Here is a 24698-nt window from a genome sequence, read left to right as displayed (position 1 = left end):
CGATATCCGGTCGTGGCCCATTGCTCGCTTCTGATGCTTCGGGTTCTCTGCCAACGCGGATCGTAAGCGAGCTCGTCGACGGAGATCGCGCGAGCGAGACGCACAGGGGCCCGGCCACCCCGCGCCGTCGGGAATCACATGGATCAGACACAATTCGCACATGGTCTTTCGTCGTTCTTGGAATGTGCCAACGCGGTCGATCCTGGAATTCTCGTGGAGACGCCGGAGTGTTGGTGCGATCGGTATGAAGCCAGTCCAAAGCTTGAGACGGTCTGTCACTCGATTCCGCTATTGCCGCGCTATTCACGCAGTGGTACGCGCTGTGTGGAGGTGCGCCTGGCGCGGTGGTGACTCTGGTTTCGCGGCGAGAGATCGAATCCGCTCGCCTGTCGCCTCGTGCAGGACTCAATACGTCAATCGAGGGCTTTAGTGACCCGGCTTTTCGTAACGGTACCCGTCGATCGACTGAACGGTTCGACAAATGATCGTGACGCGTATGGAGTATCACTTCAGGTTTTCGTTAGCGCATCGCGTTTCGGGCAAACATCACTTTTTGTCACTTGCTTGACCTCCTTACGGGCGGTCGCTACATTGATATCGGGGCAAGGTCGAGGCTTCGGGTCGGTTGTCTCGGGTAGTACTTTTATTCAGCTCTTGCCGTGGCGGAAGTATTTGTACCGCCACTAAGATTTCTCGGGTTGGCTTGATTCGCTTTCTTCGTCTTCTGTCGTCGCGCTTGCGGGCCCGCCCGTCTCGGCGGAGGAGTCGTCGAACAGGTGCGGCTGGTTCTCTCGCGGAGCTTCTTGGACAGAAGCCGGACTGTCCGCGGATTATGGGTTTACGGACGTGCGTCTAGGAAAACATCCCTGGCATCGAGGAGCACGAGTTGCCCGCCTTCAAGCGCTTGATCTCGCCAGAGGGGTACATCTGGGAGACCGATGAAATCGTGGCTCGCGTATTCGCGGCCGCCGAAGTCCTTGCCCGCCGCGGCATCGAACCCGGTTCGCGGGTGATGATGAGCGGGGCCAATTCCCTGGAGTGGGTCGTCGATCTGCTGGCGCTTGTCCACCTCGACGCGTCTGTGGTCCTGGCCGATCATCGCGCCATTCCGGCGCAGCGGGCGCGGATCCGCGCGCAGGCGCGCGTGATGTTCGAAGTCAACGGTGGTACCGATGACACCGCGGTGACGCGGCCCGCGGCGAGCACGGGGGGCGTTCCCGATCTCGCGGCCTGGGCGCGGCGCCAGGACGCCGCGATCTCGTGGTCGTCGGGGACGACCGGTAACCCGAAGGGCGTCGTCCGCTCCGGTCGCTCGATTCTGGACAACATCACTCTCAGTGCGGAACGAATGGGTTACCGGCCGGCCGATGTCTTCCTGCCCGTTCTGCCGTATTCCCACCAGTATGGTCTGTCGCTTGTGCTCTCCTGGTGGCTGAGTGGAGGCACGCTGGTGATCTATGGGCCGGCCACGCGCCTGGATCACGTTCTCGCGGTCGGTGCGGACCATGGCCTCTCCGTCGTCGACGGGGCCCCGTCGACGTATTACAGCCTGCTCAACTTGTTCGACCGTCGGCCCGTTCTGGCGAACGCGCTGAAGACGGTCCGAGCCTGGTGCGTGGGCGGCGCGCCGCTGGGGCGCACCCTGGCGGCCCGATTCCACGCCGTCACCGGCAAGCATCTGCTCGACGGCTACGGAGCGACCGAAGTGGGAAACATCGCGCTGGCGCCTCCGTCCGATCCGGTCGGGTGCGGCACACCGCTGCCCGGTGTCCTCGTCGAAATCCACGACGAGGACGGCGCCGCGCTTCCCCCCGGCAGGCTCGGCGAGATCGTGGTTCGCAGTGGCGGCCTGATGACCGGTCACCTGGGCGACGACGGTGAGATCGTCCCGGTTTCGGGTCCGGTTCACCGGACCGGCGACATCGGGACGCTCGACGACGCCGGCCGCGTCTTCCCGGTCGGGCGCAAGCACGCCGTGCACCGCGACGGCCACACCCTTTATCCCGATCACCTCGCCGAGCGGGCCGAGTCGGCCGGTGCGCAGACAGAGGTCGTCGCTGTCCCCGACGAGCGTCTGGGCTGTCGTCTGGTGTTCGTCATCGCCGACCCCGACGCCCATGGATTCGCGCACTGGAAACAGGTGCTGCATTCCGTGCTCGCTCGCTACGAGCAGCCCGACCACATCGTCGTGCTTCCCGCGCTGCCGCTCACGAACACCGGTAAGCCCAACCTGGCCGTTCTGGAAAAGATCGCCATGACCTCATTGCCCAGGCCACCTGCCACGATCACCGCCGCGGCCGTCGACGTGGCCGACTACCGCGTCCCCTTCGCCGACCGTCTTGACGCGCTGCGTGCGGTGCGACGGCACGTGGCCGAGCACGACGCTGCGGTGATGGCGATCCTCACCGAGATCTCGCCTCATCACACCGCGAGCGCGGAGATCCGCTCGTTCCTCGCCACCCTCGACGGAGCGGAAGAGGAGATCGGCCGGGTCCGGCCAGGCCGGGTGCCTCGCGCCGCTGTGTTCATGCCCTCCAACATCCCGCTCTATTCCTATGCGCTGTACCTGCTTGTGGCGTCTCTCTACATCGACGAGATCACCTTTCGCCCGTCCGCTCAGATCAAGAGCCAGCTGGAACGCTTGCACGCGCTGCTGGCGCCGATTCACGGTCTGCCACTCGATCTTTTCGACCTCAGTCAGCGCAAGTTCGTGACGGGACCGGTACGCGAGGCGGATCTCGTCGTCTTCACCGGTGACTACTCCAATGCCGAGACGATCCGCGACGGGCTGGCGGAAGACCAGCTTTTTCTTTTCTTCGGCAACGGCATCAACCCCTTCGTCATCGCACCCGACGCCGACCTCCCGCGCGCCGCTCATGACGTCGCGAGAATCCGGCTCTACAACTCGGGTCAAGACTGTTTCGGTCCCGATGTCGTGTTCTCGCCGCAGCGCCGCACCGACGAGTTCGTCGGAGTGCTGTCCGCTGAACTGGCTTCGCTGCGTTTCGGGCAGAACAGCGATCCCGCCGTCGACTACGGCCCGATCTACTACGACTCGGCACTGGTGCGCTGCTCGGACTACTTGGTGCGGCACGTGAATCACATCCGGCACGGCGGTCGCATCGATCTGCTGTCCCGCCGGATCGAGCCGACCGTGCTGCTGTGGGACTTCGACGACAAGATCCCCCTGGACGAGATGTTCGCCCCGGTGTTCAACGTCGTGGCCTATCCGGGTGCCAGGCGGCTGCGTGAGCGGTTGTCGAGCTCCTATTTCAGCGAACGCGCGCTGGGAGCGATGGTCTACGGCAACGACCCGGAGACGGTGGAAGTCCTGTCGAAGCACCACCAAACCTGTGTCAACCACACACTGCTCGACGCCGAAAACGGCAACCATCCCTTCGGCGGGTTCGGGATGAGGGCGAACTACCTCTCCTACGGCGGCGAGCGGCGTGCCGAACCACTGCTCATGTCGCAGGCCGCGGCGCGGACTCTCCCGGCGGGTGCGCCCGTCGCGGTGAGTGGGCGGTGAATCAGGTGGGCGAACGGTACGCCGACGCGTGGTCCGCGATCGTCGACGTGCTGGTGGCGAACGAGGTGGACACCTGCTTCGGGCTGCCCGGAGACGATCTGGAGTTGCTCCGCGCCCTCGACGCCGTCGGCCTTTTCCTGGTGCCGTGCCGTGATCAGCGGAACGCGATGTACATGGCGACCGGCTACGCGATGCAGTCGGGCAGGCTCGCCGTCTGCGCGCTGGGAAAGGGGCCGGCGGTCACGCACGCGGCTACGGGACTGCTGGAGGCGCGGGAGTCCGGCGCCCCTGTCCTCGTGCTCGCAGCCGGTGTGGCCGAACGACGCCGGGGCAGCGGTGGATTCCAGGAATTCGACCAGATCTCCGTGGTCACGCCTCTCGTGCAGTGGGCGCACCGGGTGGGGCATCCCGACCGGGTCGTCCCCGCGACGGTCACGGCCTTGACCCGGGCACTGGGACCTCCCGCCGGACCCGTGTACCTGGAGATACCCGATGACGTGCGCGCGACGGAGATCGTGGTCGCCCGGCCCCGGCCGACGCGACCGGAACCGTTGGCGCTCGACTCCCTCTCCGTGACGCCGGGACCGGCACTCGCGGCGATCCGCACGAGCAGCCGGCCGCTGGTACTGGTGGGCGGGGGAATGCGGCACCACAACGACGACGGCATGGTGGAGCGCTTCGCCGAACACCTCGGCGCGGCGCTCTTCACCACCGCGTCCGGCCGCGGTGCCGTCGACGAGCGCAACCCGCTTTTCTGCGGTGTGGCAGGACTTTACGCCGCTGCCCCTGCCCGTGAGCTGTGGTCGTCGTGTGACCTCGTGGTGTCGCTCGCCGGACGGCTCGAGGAGACGGTCGCCGAAGGCGGGACACCCTGGCCCCCGGTCCCGGTGGTGCAGGTCAACGTCGATCCCGGCGGGCTGTCCGCCGAATTCCCGGGCCCGCGAGTGCTCGGAGACGCCCGCCACGCCGTGCTCGGCTGGTCGCGGGCGCTGGAGGGGGACCCTAAGTCCGGGCCCGCCGCAGCCAAGGGATGGGCAGACGAGATCGCCGCCGCCCGCAAGGCCATGTCGCTCGAAGTGGAAGAGGAACTGGCCCGCGCGGCGGCGCTGCCGGAAATCCGTATCGCCGAACTGCTCGCCGCACTCGACGCCACCGGCGGCGAGCGCCGGATCCTGGTCCAGGAGAACGGGTTGCAGGACATGTGGTCCTACTGCTTCCCCTTCCACGCCGGTGGCGGTTCCATCGCGCCGTCGGAGCAGACCCCGCTGGGCTTCGGGGCTGCCGCGGCCATCGGGGTCAAGCTGGCGGCCCCGTACCACGAGGTGACCGCGTTCGTCGGTGACGGAGCTTTCGTCGCGGCCCGCGCGGACATCGCCGCCGCCGCGCCCGCCCACGGCGGTGTTCTGTATGTGGTGCTCTGCAACGGCGGCTACGGCTGGCTGGACACGCAGCGCGCCCGCCTCGGTCTCGACGCCGGACGCCACTCGTTCGTCCGCCTGGGTCAGCCGCCACCCGTGGTGGACGGGCCGGACATCCGTTGCCGGGTGCTCCGCGACAAATGCACGCTGACCGAGGAAGTCCTGGCCGCGCGGCGGTTCTGCGCACAGGGAGGCACCGCCGTGCTCATGGTCCCGGTCGCCCCCGACGACATCGCCCCGCCCATCCGCGACGCCGAGGTGGTCCCCCAGTGACGGAAGCAGCAGAACGACCGGGCGCGAGGCGTCGGGTGATGGTCACCGGATACGGGGCTGTGACGCCGCTGGGCCACAGCGTCGACGAGACCTGGACGGCGATGCTGGCCGGGCGCAGCGGTATCGACAAGGTCGAGGCTATCGACGTCACCGATCTCGCGGTCCGGATCGGCGGCCAGGTCCGCGGATTCACCCCCAGCCGCTACATGCCTGCGATGGTCAGCCGTCGCGCCGATCCGTACGCGCAGTACGCCCTCGCCGCCGCGCTGGAAGCGTGCGAGCACGCGGGGCTCGTCATCGACGATCACGTGGCGCCGCGGGTCGCCGTGATCATCGGCAGCGGCTACGGCCCGGTCGGATCGATCTACCGCGCCGCGAACAGGCTGCGCGACAAGGGACCGCGGTCCATCAGCCCGTTCACTCAGGTCACGACGGCCATGGACAGCGCCGCCGGCGAAATCAGCATGCGGCTCGGTACGCAGGGGCCCAGCCGCGCCCAGAGCACGGCGTGCGCCAGCGGTGCCGACGCCGTGGGCGCGGCGATGCGCATGATCAGCCACGGGGAAGCCGACATCGTCCTCGCCGGTGGCGCCGACGCATGCGTCACCACCGTGGACCTCGCGGGCAGCGGGAACGCCCGCGCGTTGTCCAAACGCAACGACGACCCGGCCGCGGCGTGCCGGCCCTTCGACGCGCACCGCGACGGGTTCGTGATGAGCGAGGGCGCCGCCGTGGCGGTGCTGGAGGCGGCGGACGTGGCCGACCGGCGAGGGGCGACGGCGCTGGCCGAACTCACGGGGTACGGAGCGAGTTCCGACGCTCATCACTGGACCGCACCGCATCCGGAGGGCAGGGGCGCACGCCTGGCCGTCGAGGCGGCGCTGCGCGACGCGGGGATCACGGGGGCGGAGGTCGACTACGTCAACGCGCACGGCACCGGAACGCTGCTGAACGACATCACCGAGACGGCCGTCCTGCGACAGGTGCTGGGGGACCGGGTCACCCGGATCCCGGTGAGCTCCACCAAATCGATGACCGGGCACATGATCGGCGCCGCCGGGGCGGTGGAGCTCGTCGCTTCGATCCAGGCCCTCCGCACGGGCGACGTCCCGCCGACCGTCAACTGCGATGAGCCGATCGACCCGGACATCAACTTCGTGCCCCACCGCACGCAACATCATCCGGGGATGCGCATCGCTCTCAGCAACTCGTTCGGCTTCGGCGGCCACAACGCCGCGCTCGTGGTCCGGACAGTCTGAAGTGACGGCCGTGAAGGCGACTCCGGATCCCGCCACCGTCATCCGCAGTGGGCCGCTGTCGTGGGTTCAGCAGTGGCACTGGTTCGAACGCACCATCCCCGCACCACGGCGGGTGAACCCGACGCCGCTCGCTGACCACTGCCACGTCCCGCCCCCTGCCACCGTCAGCGACGTGCACATGGCGCTCGCGTCCCTGACCGCGCGGCATGAAGCGCTGCGCAGCACCATCGGCCCGCTCCGCCCGGTACAACGCGTCCATCGCCCGGACTGGGCGCCGCTGCCGATCGATCACGTGGACGTCCCCGCTGTCGATGCCGGCACCTTGGAAGCCGCCACGGCGGCACTGGCGGCCCGCCCGATCGACCCCGAGCGGAATCCGCCCTGGCTCGCCAGAGTGCTGCTCGAAGCGGGAAAGCCGCGCGCGGTCCTGATCGCCGCCCACCACGTCATGATCGACGGGTGGGGGCTGGCGGTGCTGCTCGACCAGTTGCACGACCGGCTTCGCGGCGCCGACGGACCGGCGGAAACAGCCCTCCACCCGCTCGACGCTATCGCCGAGCAGAATCTGGAACGCGCCCGCCTGTCGGAGTGCGAGTGGCTCGCACGTCTCGCGGACAACCCCACCGGCGTGCTGGCCCCGTTCGGCGGCATCGCCGACGGCAAGGGGCGCCACCGTCTTCAATACCGCTCGGTGGAGGCGTATGACGACCTTGACCGCGTCGCCCGGCGTCATCGGGCCAGTCCGGAGATCGTCGTGCTCGCGGCGCTCGCCCACGAGGTCGCCACCCGCACCGGAGAGCATCGTTTCCTCGCGTCGGTGGTGGTCTCCAATCGAGCCCGGGCGGCTCTGCGCACCAGCGTCGACGTCCGGGCTCTGACGGTCCCGGTCCAGATCGACCTCCAACCGGGCGCGGCGTTCGGTGAGGTGGTCGCCTCGGTCGCGACGGCGTCCACCGCGGGCTACCGGCACGGCCGGTACCGCCCCGCGGAACTGGTCGCCGCCTGGTCCCGCCAGGACCGGCGCCGCGGTGTCGTTGCCATACCCACCATCGAATTCAACTGCTATGCGTGGCCCCGCGGATACCTGGTCCCCACCCGGACCACTCCGCCGGGCGGGGACGCCACCTGGATCAGCAGCGCGCCTGACGAGCCCTGCGAGACCCTCTACGTCGACTTCAGCCGCGACGCGGGGTTCATCACCCTCGACGTCACCGTCGGGGATCACCTGCTCGACGCCGCGCAGGCGGTGGCGTTGCCCGAACGCCTGTGTGGTCTCCTGCACGCGCTCGCCGGCGGTGCCGAGTGCCCGGTCCTGTCGGACCCGCGCACACCGGCGGCGTCCGGATGGTGGCGCGCCCCGCAGGGATGGGCGTGCCTGACCACGGTCGAAGACGTGCTGCAGAGCCACCCCGGTGTGCTCGATGTGACAGTGACGCCCAGCGGCGGCACTTCGGGAGAAGGCGATCGACCACACCTCGTCGCGCGCGCCCGCGTCACTCCTGGCGTGACGATCGACGAGCTACACCAGCACGTCCTGGACCACCTCGGCGACGTGCCCGGTCTCCTCACCCCAGGCCGCTACATCCTGTCCCCGGCCGAACACGGCACCGCCACCGGCGGCTCAAGCGTCCCGCCGATGTCGTCACGGCTGGCCGTGACGACATCGGAACGGGCTCTGGCCGCCGCTGTGGCCGCCGTCGTTCCGGACGATTCGCGGCAGCCCTCCTATGACAACCCTGGCTCGGTCGACATGAACCGTTGCCTCGCCGACCACGGGGTCACCCTGGTCGAGATTCCTCGTCTGCTGATGCTGCTGCGCCAGTCCGGCTACACCGGGATCGCAGCGGACGAGCTGGCCGGAACAGTCTCGCTCGGCCACCTCGCTGCGGCTCTGGAGCCCTTTCCGCCCCGCGCCCACCACGGAGGAGAAACGTCATCGTGACTGCGTCTTCCACTTCCGCACAGTCCGTGGATCGCCTGGCCCCGTGGGCCTTCGCTGCTTTCGTCGAGGCGAATACCCACGACACCGCATACCGTCCTCCGGTGGTGGACGGTCCCGTCGGGCCGACCATCGTCCGCAACGGGCGCGAGCTGGTGAACTTCGCCAGCATCAGCTTTCTCGACCTGGACCGCCACGTCCCGGCCCGGCGCCACTTCGCCGAGGCGGCAATCGCCCACGGCCTGAGCACCAGCGGTTCCCGGATGACACAGGGAATCTGCCGCCCGCATCAGGTCCTGGAGGAGACGATCGCCCGCCACACCGGCAAGGAGCGGGCCATCAGCTTCGCCACCGGACTCCTGGCCAACATCGGATTCGTCCACGCCATGAGCAGTTCCGCGTACTTCGACACCGGGATCGAAGTACGCAATCGCGACACCGTCTTCGTCGTCGACAGGGACGTCCACTGGAGCATCTGGAAGGGGCTCGAAGGACTCGGCTACGGCCGTAACGTCCACGCGTTCCGGCACAACGACGTCGCGGATCTGGCCGCCATCCTCGGCCGGATCCAGAGCCGCAAGACCGTGGTGATCGCCGAGAGTATTTATTCCGCCGACGGCACCATGGGGCCGATCGTGGAGATCTTGGACGAGTGCGACCGGCACGGAGCTGTCAGCATGATCGACGACGCGAACGGGTTCATGGTCTACGGGGCCGAGAACCGTCCATATGCCCGGGAGGCGGTGGCGATCAGGGAGCGCGCCGACTTCGTCATGGTGTCCCTGTCGAAGGCCATCGGTCTGGAAGGCGGCGCGATTGCCGGGCCCGCGGCGGCGATCGACGCCTTCGAACTGCTTTCCGGCACCTCGATGTTCACAGCCGCTATCCAGCCACCCACCGCGTACCTGGCCGACCGCACGATCGACGTCCTCGCCGACCATCCGGAGATCGTCGACGACTACCTCGCACACGCCGCCCGCCTTCGGCGGCAGATGCATGCGATCGGCACGATGACGACGCCGACCGAGTCGTACATGCTCTCGGTGCCGATCGGCGCCGATGCCGCCGCGCTCCAGATGCGGGAGTGGTTCGTCGAGGACGGCTACCTCGTTCCCGTCTTCTCCTACCCGGCCGTCTCGCGCAACCAGGCGCTCCTGCGGTTGTTCCCCCATGCGGGTCACACCGAGGCACAGATGGACGGTTTCCTGCGCACCCTCCTCATCTACCGGCGGCGTCTCGGGCTCTGACGTACAGCCGAGGGTCGCCCATTGATCGAGCATGCCCGGCCGACAAGGAGAAAGCCCGTGGTCAGCAACACCGACATCCTCGCCGACATCGCCGAGATCGTCGAACAGGTCACCGGTCTCGACCGCGCCAACGTGACTCCGGAGAAGTCGTTTGCCGACGATCTCGGCATCGACTCCCTGTCAATGGTGGAGATCACCGTGCAGGTGGAGGACAGGTTCGCGGTGAGGATTCCCGACGACGAGGTTGCGGAGCTGAGGACCGTCGGTGACGCGATGAGCTACGTCGCCTCCCAGCGGTGACCGTTCTCGGGAGATACGCCGTGCACGAATGGACTTCCCTCCAAGGAGAACGGCTATGAGCGTCCTTGATCGGTTCCGGATCGACGGCCGCGTCGCCGTGGTCACCGGAGCGTCCTCGGGGCTGGGCATCGCCTTCGCCACCGCCGTCGCCGAGGCCGGTGCCGACGTCGTCCTCGGAGCGCGGCGCACCGACAGGCTGGAGACCACGCGCGCGGCCGTCGAGAAGCTCGGCCGCCGGGCCGTCGCCGTGTGTACCGACGTGGCCGATCCGAAGGACTGCCACGCACTGATCGACGCGGCTGTGCGGGAGTTCGGGCGCGTGGACATCCTGGTCAACAACGCCGGGGTCAGCAGTGAACACCCCGCGGTCGAGGAGACACCGGAGCAGTTCCGCGACGTCATCGACGTCAATCTGAACGGCTCCTACTGGATGGCCCAGGCCGCAGGCGCGGTAATGCGACCCGGCAGTGCCATCGTCAACGTGTCGAGCATCCTCGCGCTGGTCACGGGTGGTCTGCCGCAGGCCGCCTACTCGGCGTCGAAAGCCGGGATCCTCGGGCTCACCCGCGATCTCGCCCAGCAGTGGACACCTGGCAAGGGCATCCGCGTGAATGCCCTCGCTCCGGGCTTTTTCACCTCCGAGATGACCGACGGCTACGACGAGGGCTACATCGAGGCGATGATGCCGAGAGTGCTCTCCGGCCGCGTCGGACAGCCCGAAGAGCTCGCCGCCGCGCTGGTCTTCCTCGTCTCCGACGCGGCGACCTATGTCACCGGAACCACTCTGGTGGTCGACGGGGGCACACACATCGCATAGTGCACACCTGCCCGACCTAGGCAAGGCCACCTCCTACCGGAATCCACGGGAGCCCACGATGACGACAGGGCCGCCCGCCCGTTCCCTTCCCCGCGAACCCCTCGGCGACCCGCGGCTGCGCCGCCTGGTCGTGGGTCAGGGTTTGGCGGCCGTGGTCGACGCGCTGTTCCTGACCTGGCTCACCCTCTTCGTGCTCGAACTTTCGGAGCCCGGCCTCACCACCGGGCTCGTTCTCGTGGCGGTGGCGCTGCCACGCGCGGTGCTCCTGCTTCCCGGGGGAGTACTGGCCGACCGGCTGGATCCCGCTCGCGTCGCGGCCTGGGCTTCCTGGCTTCGGGTCGCCGTCCTGCTCGCCCTTGGTGCCGTGATCACCTTTACCTCCCCATCGGTGACCACCGTCGCCCTTCTCGCCGGATTGCTCGGCATGGCCGACGCCGCGTACTTCCCGGCAGCCATGGCGTTGCTGCCGGCCGTCGTACCGACCGAGAAGCTGTCACGGGTCAACGCGCTGGTGCAGGGCGCGGAGTCGGGGGGCGATCTCGTCGGGCCTGCGGCGGCCGCCGGAGTCATCGCTGCGGTCGGCTTCGGCGCCGCGCTCGCTGGGATCACGGCGGTGGCCGTCGTGGCCGCCTTGGCCCTCGGCACGCTCGTCCGCCTGGCACGACTCGGTGAAGGCGCCGGTCCGGACGCCGTCGATGGTGACCAGCGACTCGGCGGCTTGCATTCCCTCGGCGAGGGTTTGGGATATGCCTGGCATGAACCGCTCGTGAGAGCGCTGCTGACGGCCGTCGCCGTGATTAACATCGCGGTCGTGGGCCCCGTGCTTGTGGGAGGCGCGGTGCTCGCCGATCAACGCCTCGGCGGAGCGGGATCTCTGGGCATCGTGCTCTCCGGTTTCGGCGCCGGGTCGCTGGCAGGATCACTGATCGCCGGATGGCGCCCACCCGGCAGGCGCGGCTGGACCGTGGTCGGCGGGGTCGCGGCGATCGGCACGGGAACAGCCGGGCTCGCGGTCGTCACCGACGTGGTCACCGCGACAGCGGTCGTCACACTCATCGGTCTCGGGTCCGCGTTTCTCGGAGTGGTCATCGTGGCCACCTTGCAAGAGCGAGTGTCCAGGCAACTGCTGGGCCGGGTGATGAGCCTCGTCGTTCTGGCCACGGTGGCGTTCGACCCGTTCTCCTACGTCGTCGCCGGGATCCTGCTGCCGTTCGGCACCACGGCGGTGTTCCTGATCTGCGGCGGCGCCGTGCTGGCGTGTGCCGGACTGGTCGCCGCGAGCCCGGTGATCCGATCCCTGCGTTGACCGCCGTTGCCTTCCCGGTTCACCGGACCACGGCTTGGAGGATTCGTGCCAGGACTGCTTGACGGCAAACGCCTGCTGATCACCGGCATCATCACCGGCAGCTCGCTCGCCTTCCACACGGCCAGGATCGCGCAACTGGAAGGCGCGCAGGTAGTGCTGACCGGCTTCGGCCGTGTGTCGCTGGTCGAGCGCATCGCGAAGCGGCTGCCCGCAGCGGTGCCGGTGCTGGAGCTGGACGTCACGAACCAGAAGCACCTGGACAGCCTGGCCGGACGGGTCCATGAGCACGTCGACGGCCTCGACGGTGTGGTGCACTCGATTGGCTTCGCACCTCGGAGCTGTGTTGGAGCACCGTTCCTGGACGCGTCGGCCGGCGACGTCAAGACCACCGTCGAAGTCTCGGCCTACTCGTTCATGTCCCTGGCCAGAGCATGCCTGCCGCTGCTGGACCGTGGCTCGTCGATCGTGGGCATGGACTTCGACGCCCGCGTCGCGTGGCCGGCCTACAACTGGATGGGCGTCGCGAAGGCCGCACTGGAGTCGGTTAACCGGTACCTGGCCAAGGAACTGGGGCCGCAGGGCATTCGAGTCAACCTGGTCAGCGCGGGCCCGATGAAGACCATGGCCGCGAAGTCGATCCCAGGCTCTTCGGACTTCGAGCGCGACTGGGGTGACCGGGCACCGCTCGGCTGGGACAGCACAGACGCCAGCCCGACGGCCAGGAGCGTCTGCGCGCTCCTGTCGGACTGGCTCCCGGCCACGACCGGAACGATGATCATGGTCGACGGAGGGGTCCACGCCCTTGGCGTCTGAGCCCCGGTCGTCCAGTCCGGCGAGATCCGCAAGGACCTGCTTCCCGGACTCGTGCGCGACGACCGCCTCGGCTTCACGTCTCAATGACCCGGCTTTCCGGCGGGCCGGGGGTGAGGGTTTTCATGGTGATGTAGCTGGTCACGGCCGCCACGCTGGGCAGGCCCGCCAGGCTGTGGGCGTGGAAGTGCTCGTAGGCGGGCAGGTCGGCGACTTCGATGTGGAGCAGGTAGTCGTAGTTGCCGGTGATGTGGTGGCAGTACCGGATTTCGGGGAGCCGGGTCACGGCGCGTTCGAACGCGACGACGTCGGCGCGGCCGTGCCGCAGGAGCCGGGTTCGCGCGAGCGCCCGTCCCAGCTCGGGCCGGGTGAGGACGCCGCTGCCCTCGAGTAGTTCGGCCGTGTCGGCGACCAGTTCGCCGAGGTCGACGCCGGTGGTGCGGCTGCCGAAGGCGTTGCGCTGCACCCGCCGCAACAGTGGTGCCAGCGCCGGCCGGACCAGCCGGAAGTCGGCCGCCGACATCAGGTGCTGGGTGGCCCGCATCATCGTGGACCGCACAAGGACACCACGCTCGATGGCGACGGTGAGGTCCTGGATCTCGAAGCGTTCGAGCCGGTTCCAGAGCGCGAAATACGCGAGATCCGGGTCCTGCGCGTTCAGCCCGAAGAGATGCTCGATCGCCTCGGCGACCCCGAGATCGACGCGGCCGAGGAGAAGTTGCCTGCCGAGAAGGGCGCGGTTGAGCGCCCGCGGGCTCAGCAGCGCGGTCCCGCGGGCGCCCATCTCAGCGCACCTTCCGGAAGAACACACGGATATCGTCGGCCAGCGCGGCGGGGGCCTCCATGGCGAGGAAGTGCCCGCCGTGGCCGAGTTCGGTCCAGTGCACGATGTGGTGGTCGCGCTCGGCCCACCGGCGGACGGTCACGTCGTGCGCGGACACGAGCACCCCGGTGGGCACGGTCGGCGCCGCAGCGCCGCTCCAGTCACCGGATCCCCAGTCACCGGATTCGCCGCCGCTCCAGTCGTTCGCCGAAATCTCCTCGTAGTAGATCTGGGCGGCCGAACCGGCGGTGCCGGTGAACCAGTACAGCGAGATCGTGGCGAGCATGCGGTCGCGATCCACGCATTCCTCAGGCAGCGCGTCTTCGGGCATGGTCAGTTCCTTGAACTTCTCCACGATCCACGCGAGCTGACCGGCGGGCGAGTCGTGCAGGCCGTAGGCCACCGTCTGCGGACGCTTGGAGTTGCACTGCAGGTAGCCGTCGTTGAAGTTCTGCATCGACTCCCAGCGGCGCTGGTCGGCCTCGGGAAGGTCGTCCAGTTCGCCCTCGACACCGATCGGGAAGGTGATCATCGCGGTGAGGTGCACGCCGAGCACGTGCTCCGGATCCTGCTTGCCGATCTCCGGCGCGACCCACGAACCCGTGTCGTAGCCGTGCACGCCGTACCGCTCGTAGCCGAGCGCGGCCATCAGCCTGGTGAACAGGCCTGCCATTTTCGCGGCGCTCATTCCCGGTCCGGCCAGCGGCGTGGAGAACCCGAACCCCGGCAAGGACGGGATCACCAGGTGGAAGGCGTCGGCCGGGTCTCCCCCGTGCGCCCGCGGGTCCGACAGCGGCCCGATCACGTCGAGGAAGTCGGTCACCCCGCCCGGCCACCCGTGCAGCAGGACCAGCGGCGTGGCGTCCTGCTCCGGCGAGCGTACGTGGAGGAAGTGCAGGCGCTGGCCGTCGATGGTGGTGACGAACTGCGGGTGGGCGTTGAGCGCGGCCTCCTGCGCCCGCCAGTCGAAACCGGTGCGCCAGTACTCGGCGAGTCCGGCGAGGTAACCGGCGGGCACACCCCGGCTCCAGCCGACGTCCGGCAGTTCACTCGGCCAGCGGGTGGCGGCCAGGCGCGTGGCGAGGTCGTCGAGGTCTGCCTGCGGGATGTCGATCGAGAAAGCGCGGATGTCCTGTGTCATGAGACCACGCTAAAACCCGGTTAGGACAACTTCGGTCCTAACCGGACGGCAGAATGAAAACCATGCTGGAAACCTCCGCACGACTGCTGAAGCTCCTGTCGCTGCTGCAGACCCACCGCGACTGGCCGGGTACCGACCTGGCCGAACGCCTCGGCGTCACCACCCGGACCGTGCGACGGGACGTCGAGCGCCTGCGGGAACTCGGCTACCCGGTGCACGCACTCCAAGGCACGCCCGGCTATCGGCTCGGCGCGGGCGCGTCCCTGCCGCCGCTGCTGCTCGACGACGACGAAGCCGTCGCGGTGGCCGTCGGGCTGCGCACCGCCACGAGCAGCTCGGTCACCGGTATCGAGGAGACCGCGTTGCGCGCGCTCACCAAACTGGAGCAGGTGCTGCCGTCGCGGCTCCGGCATCGGGTGAACACACTCCAGACCGCGACCGTGCGCGCCGGGGAGGCGCCCGGCCCGAAGATCTCGGCGGACACGCTGATGACCATCGCGGACGCGTGCCGCCACCACGAACGCCTGCGCTTCGACTACCTCAGCCCGCGCGGCGGTGCCTCCCGGCGACACACCGAGCCCTACCGCCTGGTCAACTACGGCAGGCACTGGTACCTCGTCGCCTTCGACATCGACCGCGACGACTGGCGCACCTTCCGCGTCGATCGCCTCACCCCGCGACCGCCCGCAGGCGCCCGGTTCACACCCCGCGAGCCGCCGTTCGACGACGTCGCGGCCTATCTGGCGCAGCAGCTTTCCGCCCGCACCTGGCCGTGCCAGGCGACGGTCGAGCTGCACGAATCGGCCGACGCGGTGGCCGACCGGGTGTGGCCGGGAATGGGCGCCGTCGAGTCCCTCGACGAGCGCCGCTGTCTCCTGCACCTCGGCGCCCCGTCGACGTCCGACCTGGTGTGGATGATCACCTCAGTGCAGACCGATTTCACCCTGGTCAGCGGACCACCGGAACTCGAAGGCGCACTCCGGCAGCAGGCAGAACGGTGCCTGCGCGCGATCGAGACCTGACTGTGCGCTGCCGCAGAGGCTCACCAGAATGTCGTCGATGACATCCACACGACACAGCCGGCGAGATAGCGGCACGAATCGTGAGACCCCACACCGCCTGGAGGGTCTCATCGCGCATGACATGTTGATCTCCTGCGACCTGCAGTCTTTTTGTTGTCTCACGGGGATATCGTCAAGAGCCGGCCGGTACGCCGTCCAGCAGGTCGAGGCTGCCTCGGGGCGGCGCTTCCCTGCCGAGCCGAAACGTTCCTTCAACGTTCTACGACGTTGAAGGGCATAGCCGCCGACCCGCAGCCGTCGGCCGCCGCCAGCCCATCTCCGAGCACGACGACGTCGCGCGTGCGGTGGCTGTCGGAGTCGATCCGGGCGGTCGGCCCGGAGGCGCCGGCGTCGGGGGAGGTGAGGCCGGTACTGCGTCCGATTTCGGGCTGGATGATCGCGTCTGGCGCTGCGCCTACCGCCGCATGCCTCGCCGTAGGGCATCCGACCTGACGGACCGTCGCAGGGCTGCGGAGGTCGGCGAGGCGGTGACGGCGGTGGGGCTTGGCGGGTCGTGAGCACCCCTCCTGGCCGACGTCCGATTGTCGCGCACCGAGAGGCCTTTGCCGAGGTGGCCGGTCACGACCGGGGTGGTGGGCCTGGCCGCGCCCGCGAATGGCTGGACCTCGTCCCGGACCGTGGGCCGCACGACATCCGATGCCACGGAATCCACCGTGCCGCCGGACGACACCCACCGCCGCGGTCGCGGTTCCGTCGACCGCGGCGTCGAGCGGGACGTCACCGTGGTCCCGGCGCACGTGCGTGGACAGGTGGATTGGAAAACGACACGGCCGGGCGCGAACTACTACACGACCGTCTGCGCCTACCCAGGCCCGTGGAAATCGGAAACCAACCCGTCCTCCTGCCGCGATGCCACCCAGGTTCCTCATTCTGTATCCGTTTGGTCACCTGCGGCTTGTCTTCTTGATCAAAAGGGGGCTCAAGCGCTGTCGAGTGCTTCGGCGATACGCTGGGTTACCGGTACGCTGCGGTCGCCCGATGACTGTAGTGGTTTAGCGAACTCGAAAGGTGCGTCGGCGCGAACTTGACGCAGCGCGGTGATGTAGCGGGCATCGGCTGAAACGAAGACGTCGCAGTCCGGGAGATATGCACTGTGCTGTTCGTCGGCCGGATTCCCAGGACCGATCTTCTGGGTCGACTGTACAAAGCGTACTGCCCACCGAAGCCAGTTCCGGGGCATTCTGGTCACCTCGACGTCCTGTGTCCAAAATCGGCCGAAGTCGGCTGTGTCGGAACGCATGATGCGAAGGTCGAGGTAGGCGCCGACCCAATCGGCGCGCGTCGTGTCTTCTCTGGTGAGCGCGGCGCGTCCTCCCACGGTGAACAAGTTGTACCGGTAGACGTGCCAAGATTCTATTCGCCAGGCTTCCACTGGTTCGCCGGACCAGCCGTCAAGGTACTCTTCGGGGGTGTCAGGCTCCGACTTGACCATTATCGCGGTCAAGGGACGCACATTGAAATCAGTTTCCAGTATGGCCTTTCGCTGCTCCTTCTGCTTGGCTACCAGGTAGTCTGTCGGCCGATGGTAGGTTTCAACCTGGTACTCGTGGATTCGAGTGGAGTCTTCGGCGGCCTCTCGCCACAACTTCTTGGTCCAGTAAGTGTCCAGAGACGCGGTCCTGCCGGTGTCAGGCATGCGACGCAGCCAATGAGGCCGTAGGCGCTTGGCCTCGGCGATGATTTCGGCCGCTTCCAGCGCGGCCTCGGTGCGGAGCCGCACGCGATGCCCGGTCGTCAGAGCGGTGATGATTCGTTGGCGTGCCGCGGCGACTGGTAGACGTGCGACCTCGATGAGAATGCTCGGCGGCGTGACAACGGCCACGCCCCGTGCGGCCATCTCCGCGTTGAATTCCGCGGTCGCTTCCTCGTCGCCGATGGATGACCAGAGGTTGGTGTCCAGCATTACCCGCATTTTGTCAGGCACACGCCTTTGGGAACGACTCACTTGGTAACGATAGCGGAGGCGTCCCGGTCCGCCGGGATTGTCCGACACCCATCAGAAAGCCCCGGTTGCTGCGCCGGAACTCGTTTGCTGCCGTCGATCGTTTCGGAACCTGGAGCGTCGCGTGACACGCCTGTCGGTTCCGAAGCGACACGTGGCGTGTCATCCCAGTGATTGGGAACTAGGCTTCGTCCTGGGCCTGCTCAACGGTGAACCTCCTGGTCGTGCAGGGCAGCGCTGGCCGTCCGCGGCCAGCGAGGATTGCAACGCCGTGAGGGACGCCGAGTACCTGCTGAGCCTGCAAGGCAGCGCTGGCCGTCCGCAGCCAGCGTGGATCGCAACATCCGCGAGTTCGCGAATCCGGTCTGGTGCCATCGCAGCGCTGGCCGTCCGCGACCAGCGAGGTTCGCAACTTCAGTGCAGCGCAAGAGCCCGCGCCCGCGGGAAGCAGTGCCGCCCGCCCGCAGCCAGCGAGGATCGCAACAGGGGGACGCGCGGCGAAGCTTCTCAGGGCGCGAGGACTTCGCTGGTCGTTCGTGTCCAGTGGGGTCGTGACGACGGTACGGCTGCAACGCCCCGCCGGCGCAACGCGAACGTATGTTCTACTCGTGGTGGATTGTGTGCTCCGATGGTGTCGGACTAGGTGCTGGATGAGGAGGTGGTCGGGCTGAGCTGGCTGGTGAGGGAGCGTGCGACTGGGCGTGCCGTGCCGTGTCGAGACAAGTGACATGGCTTGGGAGGCGGGCGGTTATGACCTTGGGCGCTTCGAGGTTCATTTTGTTGACGGACGTGTGAATGGCGCTTCGTCTTGTGGCTCTGGCTTGACGATGTTGCCGAGTTTCGGAGGGGAAGGTTCTGTGGGCTCCGGCGATCCTGCGGAATCCGATCACTCATGATTAGTGATTGAACATGGATCGGTCACCAGGGCCGGTGCTGCCATGGTGGTCCCGGTCGGATCGGCAACGTCGATGGTGGCGAAAGCCATGACGGCGCGGAAGCGGTGGAGACGTTGCCAGCCATGAAGTCCTCCTTTGGCTGGGCGGTGGATGTCGTGGTGCGGGGTGGCGGGAGTGTCTTGATCTTTGGGGGTGGCCGGCGATTCCGGCGCCATGGAAGGGGATGTCGCGCCGGGGAGCGGGAGGGCATGTGGTCCTGCTGGCAGCAAAGGTGCTGCCGAATGGGCAGGCACGTCGTCTCCGATTGGGCTCCGTTGCCTGCGTAGTGCCCGATACAGGCCGACGCGCAGTGGCACTCATTCTGGGCTCAAACCGGCGTTGACCTGCACAAACCGGCAGAATTTAGCGTTCGACGACACTGGCTGACATGTCGGATCTGCGGTCTCATAATCCCTTGGCCGTCGGTTCGAGCCCGACCCGGCCCACCACGTCAACATCGCTGCCGATCTGCGGGGATGTTGGTCCTTCGGCGGCAATTTCGTCTTGGCGTCAATCACGGCTCGGCTCCGTTTGCAAATGGAGGCACCACGCCAGAGTGAGCAGGGCCCTCCTCGGAACTCGGGCAAATTGGAGGTTCTTCTGGTGAGTGGCCCCCTGAAGCGAGTCGCAGACGTTGTGACCGTGCTTGCGATCATCTGGGGCGCATGCTTCCTGATGACCGTGCCATTCGGTGTCAGCGACCTTAAGTTCTCCCTCATCTTTGCGACTGTCTTGGCTGTGATACTGGTTCTCGTCGGGGGAATAGCCAGACTGATAAAGCGAGGCCTTGAAACGCGGAAGAGGCACAAGTCAGGAAACTGACCCTCGTCGCTTGACTACGGGCTGGATGGCCTGCAGGGACAAGAATCCTCGGTGGGCCGTCCGGCGCGTTCGTGCCGTAGCTGACTGGGGATCCGAAGCCTGTTCGTCAAAGAGAAGATAACAACTTTTCAGGTTTGGCACAGTGGTGGCGATAAGCGATCCTGGTCTCCTCCGCGGTGCCGGGTCGGTGATGGCAGAGTCTCCCTCGATTCGCTGTGGATGAAGATATTGATATCGGTGCTTCGTGTGTCAGGAATGACTTGGCTCTATGGTCCCGAGATGAAGAAATAGATGCACTGGCTTGGCGGTCGGAATGGGAGATTCGAACACGAACCCGCCGCTGCTCGACGTCATGCGCTCGTCGACCGGCCAAGGCGCGGGGCGGTGGACAGTACCCAGGCGATGTGGTCCGTTCGACCGACAGTGCAGGGACGTGCTTGTGGATATCTTGTAGCCGATCCCCACCAGCACCCAGAGGAGCACAATGACGGCCACCCGGCGCGTTCTCACCGTTCTGGCCACCGCGGGTATGGTCATCGCCACCGTCGGCGCGGGTTCCGCCTCGGCCGCGACGAAGGGCAAAATCTACATCTCCAACAACTGCGGTGCAGCGGTCTCGACCACGATCCACCGCACCAACGGCTCGATGATCGCAGGCACCGGGGCAGCCCCGGCGGGCAGTTACTTCGGCTATCCGGTCGACCCCGGCACCTATCAGGTTCGCGTGCCTGCGGGTAACCGGAACGTGAAGATCCTCGACCTCGGCGGCAAGGCACACTCGGTCGTCGTCAAGGCCTGCTGACGTAACCCAGGCGCGCGGCCGAGATCGAAGCCGGAACCTACCCGCTCAGCAACGCCTCACCGCGCGGTGAAACCCGGTGCCGCGCGAAGCCGCGGTCCCGGACCGTGGTGATGAGCCCGGCGCCCCGGAGCACCGACGTGTGCTGACTGATGCCGGCCACGGAGACCCCGACCTCCCGCGCGAGATCCGAGGTGGTGACCGGGGCCGCCGCCGCGATGGCGTGCAGCACTCGTGCCCTGGTCCTGCCCAGCAGCGCTGTGAGCCCCTGCCCGAACCGCGCGTGGCCGACGGTGGCCAAGGACTCGAGGTCTCGGTCGACGGGATAGACGAGAATCGGCTGTTCGTTCTGTCGCAGCAGGGTGATGGGCCCTGGCAGGCAGAAGAACGAGGGCACCAGGGTGAGGCCCTGCCCGTCCAGGTGAACGTCCTGATCGACGGGATAGGCGACTTTCAGGACACTGTCGTCCCAGCGAACGTCAGGGTGCAAGGTCGTGAGCATGGCTCCGGTACCTTCGGTGATCGCGGTCGCCGCCCTTCGCTCGCGATCCGCACCGGCCACGCGCCGGATGACGTCCCAGAACGGTTCGATGGCGACAGCGTGGTACGCCTCGAGGGCGTCTCCCAGCCTGTGGAGGGCTTCGCTCCGGCCATCGGCGAGATCAGTCGTCCAGGACGTGGGACGTGCCAAGAGCGAAAGGTCGGCTCGGAGCCGTGTCCGCGAAGTGGCCAGCAGTTGCTCCAGACCTGCATCGAAGCCTTGCTCACCAGCCGTCGGGGTCAAGAAATCCGGTGAGTAACCTCGCGGTCGCGCCAAGGGCCAGAGCAAAGCGGCCGACGGCGCGAGTTTTCCGCGCACCGCTGTCCGCCACACACGGAGTGCGCCGCTGATGCCGACCGTTTGCGCCGTGTGGAGGCTCAGCAGAAGCTCCCACAGCGGATCGGGAGTGGCCGAAACCCGCAGTCCGAGCACGTCGGCCGACGAAAAATGAATGCGCAGCAAAAGATCACCCCCATCTGTTCGCCGATCCAGCCTAGGCACGACACCGTCCCGGAACCTGACGCGTTTCTTGACCTGGACCACCCCGCTGAGCGGGGGAAACGGGAGAAGACCGGCAGAAATCGTCGTCGACCGGAGAAACAGCGGAAACTCGTCAGCCGAACACGGTATTTTGGGGACCGGTCGGCATGAACCAACGCTGGGGGGCGTCATGACCTTGGGGAAAGCGCTGCTCGCGTACCGGGCACGGACCGGAATCACCCAGGACGAACTGGCTCGTCGCGCGGGTATCAGTGTGCGCACACTGCGGGACATCGAACATGAGGTGAGTGTCCGGCCGCACTCCAGGTCCGTGCGGAAACTTGTCCAGGCCACGGGACTCTCCGCCGTCGAGATCGACTCCGGAGTGGCCCTGCGGATCGACGTGCTCGGGCCGATGATCGTGCACGACGGACCACGGCGGATCGATGTCGGTGCCCCGATGCTGCGCCGTCTGCTCGGTCTGCTGGCCCTCCGGGCGAACGAGCCGGTGAGCCGGTCGGAGATCGTCGATTTCCTGTGGGGCGAGGGCATCCCCGCCACCTACCGGAACCTTCTCCACACCTACGCCTCCCGGATCCGGCGGCTACTCCGAACGAACGGCGACGAACCACAACCGCTCGAACGTGGCGGCACCGGATACCGCCTCACTCTGACGGCCGGGCAGACCGACGTTCTGGAATTCCTCCTCCGGGTGGCCGACGCGGCCGCCCTCCACGAGGCGGGGCGGCTCAAGGCATCGGAAGGCGAGTACGAGAAAGCGCTCTCGTTGTGGCGAGGGCCGGCGCTGGCCGACCTCGGGCCGGAGATCCAGCAGCATCCGGCCGTCGTCGCGCTGACCCAGCGACGCATGATCGCCACCCTTGCCCACGCGGACCTCGCCTTCGCGCATGGCAGGCACCACAGCGCTTTGCCGGGACTTCGAGACGTGGCCGAGACCGAACCACTGCACGAAGGCATCAACGCGCGGATCATTCTCGCGCTGACGGCCACCGGACAGCGACAGGCCGCAGTCCGCTTGTTCCACGAACTCAGTGTCAAGCTCAGGGAGTCCTTCGGCGTCGACCCCGGAACCGAACTGCGTGCCGCCTACCTGCATTGCCTCGAGCCTGTCCGCGCCACGCCACCCAGGACTGGGAATCTCAGGGCTCCGGAACAATTGCCGCCCGACAGTACGACGTTCATGGGCCGCGCTTCGCAACTCGCGGAGCTCGACGCCTTCCTGTCAGCCTCCGACCACACCCGCCGCGCCGCACGCGTCGTCGTCATCACCGGCTCCGCCGGGGTCGGGAAGACAGCCCTCGCGATCCACTGGGCTCATCGAGTCAGCGGCCGGTTCCCCGATGGGCAGCTGTACTACAACCTGCACGGCTTCTCCGACTCGGTGACCCGAACTGCGGGCGACGCGCTGACGGCGTTCCTGACCGGTCTCGGGGTCACCTCCACCGCGGTGCCACTCGACCTCGAAGCGCGTGCGGCCCTGCTGCGGTCCCTGCTCGCCGACCGGGAAGTGCTGCTCGTGCTGGACAATGTGACGGGGCCGGAGCACGTCCTTCCCGTCCTGCCCGCCAATTCTCGCAGTATGGTCGCGGTCACCAGCCGCAATGATCTGTCCGCGCTCGGACTGCACGCCGATGCCCGGTCCATCGAGCTGGACGTGCTCGGCCGTCGAGAGGCGGTCACCCTGCTGGCCCGGTTGCTGAACAGGAGTCCGGACACCCCGGCCCTGTCCGCGCTGAGCGATCTGTGCGCACGTCTGCCGCTGGCGTTGAGGATCGTCGCGGCGAACCTCGCGGGTCGTGCCCACGACAGCCTCGACGATTATGTGACCGCGCTCCGCGCGGGCAACCGACTTGCCGGGCTGGCCGTCGGTCCAGGTGGCGGTGCGGCGGTGCAGACAGCGTTCGAGCTCTCCTATGCGACGCTGGGCCCGGAATCCGCGTGCCTGTTCCGGCTCCTCGGTCTCGTGCCGTCGGCCGACGTGAGTATCGCGGCTCTGGCGGCCTTGGCGGGCGACACCGTCGCAGACACCGTGAAGCTCGCCGATCGCCTCGTCGGAGCCCATCTCGTCCAGCGCCGCACGTCCGATCGTTACCAGGTCCACGACCTCCTCCGGCTGTACGCTGCCCAGCTTTGCGCAGAAGTGGACAGTGAGGACGATCGGGCTCTCGCGTGGCGGCGGCTCTCGGAGTACTACCTGCGCACGGCGGCGGTGCTGACCGATCAGGCCTATCCGGGAATGCTGCGGCTGTGTTCCTTACCCGAAACGGAAGGGCCGGGCGGGGAAGCCCACGTCGTGCCGTCGGACTGGCTCGCAGCCGAACGCGGGAGTCTGGCGGCGACGGTCCTGCATGCCGCGGAGCACGGCCCGCGGGAACTCTCGTGGCAGATCACGGACGTGCTTCGCGGCTACCTCTGGCGCAACTACGATGTCGCCACTTGGCGATCGATGGCCGAAGCGGCGTTGACCGCTGCCCAGCGAGAGGGGAACAAGTCCGCCGAAGCGGCCATGCACTACAGCCTCGGGGCCGCCCATCGTTCGAGCGGTCAGCATCCCCTCGCTGCGAAACGACACCTACGCCGAGCGGAACGCATGTTCCAAGATCTGGGCATGCCCGAGGGACAGGCCGCCGCGCTCGACTGCCTGGGCACCGTGCTGCATCACACTGGCAGCGCGCAACGCGCACTCGCCGTCCTGGAACGCTCCATCGAGCTGTGCCGAAAGGCAGGCTTCACGATCGGCCTGGCCAAGGCGTTGTGCACCCTGGGCTTCGTCGCCGCGGATCTCGGGCTGGCCGAGCTCGCGCGGGAGCGGCTTCTCGAAGCACTGGCGTTGAGCGAAGAACTGGCGGACAAACACCTCGAAGCCCTGGCGCTGCACAATCTCAGCCAAGCCCTGCAGCACACCAGCCGCTACGAAGAGGCAATGGACGGATTCCACCGGGCCCTGACGATCCGGACCGAAATCGGCGACACCGAAGGGATAGCGGCGACCCTCGGCGCCATCGGGCATCTGTCGAACTCCACCGGGAAGAAGTCGACAGCCCACAGGTACTGGCGAGAATCCCTCGCCGTCTTCGACCGTCTCGGGCACCCCGCCGCCGAAAGCATCCGGCCCCTGCTGGGTAAACGCGGTTTCGCTTCGCTGCCGCCCGAACCGCGGCCCGCAACCATTTCAGCGCAGCCTTAACCGCCTTGCCCGGAGACTCGCGTTCGT

General features: G+C 67.5%; 16 protein-coding genes. 12 read left to right on the top strand and 4 right to left on the bottom strand.

What is annotated here, in order from left to right; translation table 11 throughout:
* The first annotated feature begins 886 nt into the window (after positions 1–886).
* The 9 genes from AMYAL_RS0144690 to fabI all read left to right on the top strand — a co-directional run bounded on the left by AMYAL_RS0144690 (position 887) and on the right by fabI (position 12901).
* On the top strand, positions 887–3529 hold the full coding sequence (locus AMYAL_RS0144690) for an aldehyde dehydrogenase family protein (RefSeq protein ID WP_020637826.1): 2643 nt from the start codon (positions 887–889) through the stop codon (positions 3527–3529).
* A 5-nt stretch (positions 3530–3534) separates the two neighbouring features.
* A complete protein-coding gene (locus AMYAL_RS0144685; protein WP_020637825.1) occupies positions 3535–5220 on the top strand; it encodes a thiamine pyrophosphate-binding protein in 1686 nt (561 codons plus the stop codon).
* On the top strand, positions 5217–6479 hold the full coding sequence (fabF, locus tag AMYAL_RS0144680; protein ID WP_245193356.1) for a beta-ketoacyl-ACP synthase II: 1263 nt from the start codon (positions 5217–5219) through the stop codon (positions 6477–6479). Before AMYAL_RS0144685 ends, fabF begins: the two co-directional genes overlap by 4 nt.
* A gap of 10 nt (positions 6480–6489) precedes the next feature.
* Positions 6490–8421, top strand: a complete 1932-nt coding sequence (locus tag AMYAL_RS0144675; RefSeq protein WP_143267931.1) for a condensation domain-containing protein — start codon at positions 6490–6492, stop codon at positions 8419–8421.
* Positions 8422–8522: 101 nt separating this feature from the next.
* Complete coding sequence (locus AMYAL_RS0144670) at positions 8523–9665, top strand: aminotransferase class I/II-fold pyridoxal phosphate-dependent enzyme (RefSeq protein ID WP_245193355.1); 1143 nt, start codon at positions 8523–8525, stop codon at positions 9663–9665.
* Between the two features lie 57 nt (positions 9666–9722).
* A complete protein-coding gene (locus tag AMYAL_RS0144665; RefSeq protein ID WP_020637821.1) occupies positions 9723–9965 on the top strand; it encodes an acyl carrier protein in 243 nt (80 codons plus the stop codon).
* A 55-nt stretch (positions 9966–10020) separates the two neighbouring features.
* Positions 10021–10782: an SDR family NAD(P)-dependent oxidoreductase gene (locus tag AMYAL_RS0144660; protein WP_020637820.1), complete on the top strand. Its 762-nt coding sequence runs from the start codon at positions 10021–10023 to the stop codon at positions 10780–10782.
* 58 nt (positions 10783–10840) lie between these two features.
* Entirely contained in the window at positions 10841–12088 is a 1248-nt protein-coding gene (locus AMYAL_RS0144655) for an MFS transporter (RefSeq protein WP_020637819.1), read from the top strand.
* A gap of 45 nt (positions 12089–12133) precedes the next feature.
* Positions 12134–12901: an enoyl-ACP reductase FabI gene (gene fabI / locus AMYAL_RS0144650; protein WP_020637818.1), complete on the top strand. Its 768-nt coding sequence runs from the start codon at positions 12134–12136 to the stop codon at positions 12899–12901.
* A gap of 73 nt (positions 12902–12974) precedes the next feature.
* Here fabI and AMYAL_RS49020 read toward each other — a convergent pair whose 3' ends face one another.
* Together AMYAL_RS49020 and AMYAL_RS0144640 are read right to left on the bottom strand one after the other, a co-directional pair.
* Positions 12975–13682 (bottom strand): DNA glycosylase AlkZ-like family protein, encoded by a 708-nt coding sequence (locus AMYAL_RS49020; RefSeq protein WP_020637817.1) that lies wholly within the window; start codon positions 13680–13682, stop codon positions 12975–12977.
* Between the two features lies 1 nt (position 13683).
* Positions 13684–14862: an epoxide hydrolase family protein gene (locus tag AMYAL_RS0144640; RefSeq protein ID WP_020637816.1), complete on the bottom strand. Its 1179-nt coding sequence runs from the start codon at positions 14860–14862 to the stop codon at positions 13684–13686.
* A 62-nt stretch (positions 14863–14924) separates the two neighbouring features.
* Here AMYAL_RS0144640 and AMYAL_RS0144635 point away from each other — a divergent pair, with 62 nt between their 5' ends.
* A complete protein-coding gene (locus AMYAL_RS0144635) occupies positions 14925–15884 on the top strand; it encodes a helix-turn-helix transcriptional regulator (RefSeq protein WP_026467975.1) in 960 nt (319 codons plus the stop codon).
* Between the two features lie 979 nt (positions 15885–16863).
* Here the strand turns inward: AMYAL_RS0144635 and AMYAL_RS0144630 are convergent.
* Positions 16864–17847: a hypothetical protein gene (locus AMYAL_RS0144630; RefSeq protein WP_020637814.1), complete on the bottom strand. Its 984-nt coding sequence runs from the start codon at positions 17845–17847 to the stop codon at positions 16864–16866.
* Positions 17848–20127: 2280 nt separating this feature from the next.
* On the opposite strand from AMYAL_RS0144630, the gene AMYAL_RS0144620 reads away from it, so the two are divergent.
* Positions 20128–20445 carry a hypothetical protein gene (locus AMYAL_RS0144620; protein ID WP_020637812.1) on the top strand — a complete coding sequence of 106 codons (318 nt, stop codon included), beginning with the start codon at positions 20128–20130 and terminating at the stop codon, positions 20443–20445.
* A 37-nt stretch (positions 20446–20482) separates the two neighbouring features.
* Here AMYAL_RS0144620 and AMYAL_RS0144615 read toward each other — a convergent pair whose 3' ends face one another.
* Positions 20483–21133 (bottom strand): winged helix-turn-helix domain-containing protein, encoded by a 651-nt coding sequence (locus AMYAL_RS0144615; protein ID WP_245193354.1) that lies wholly within the window; start codon positions 21131–21133, stop codon positions 20483–20485.
* A 520-nt stretch (positions 21134–21653) separates the two neighbouring features.
* Between AMYAL_RS0144615 and AMYAL_RS47525 the strand changes: the two genes are divergently transcribed.
* Positions 21654–24671 (top strand): BTAD domain-containing putative transcriptional regulator, encoded by a 3018-nt coding sequence (locus tag AMYAL_RS47525; RefSeq protein ID WP_020637810.1) that lies wholly within the window; start codon positions 21654–21656, stop codon positions 24669–24671.
* Positions 24672–24698: the final 27 nt, after the last annotated feature.

This window comes from Amycolatopsis alba DSM 44262, assembly GCF_000384215.1.
In the GTDB taxonomy this organism is placed as follows: Bacteria; Actinomycetota; Actinomycetes; order Mycobacteriales; family Pseudonocardiaceae; genus Amycolatopsis; species Amycolatopsis alba.
Note: the sequence above shows the minus strand (reverse complement) of the source record. Positions and strands in the feature narration are given on the sequence as shown.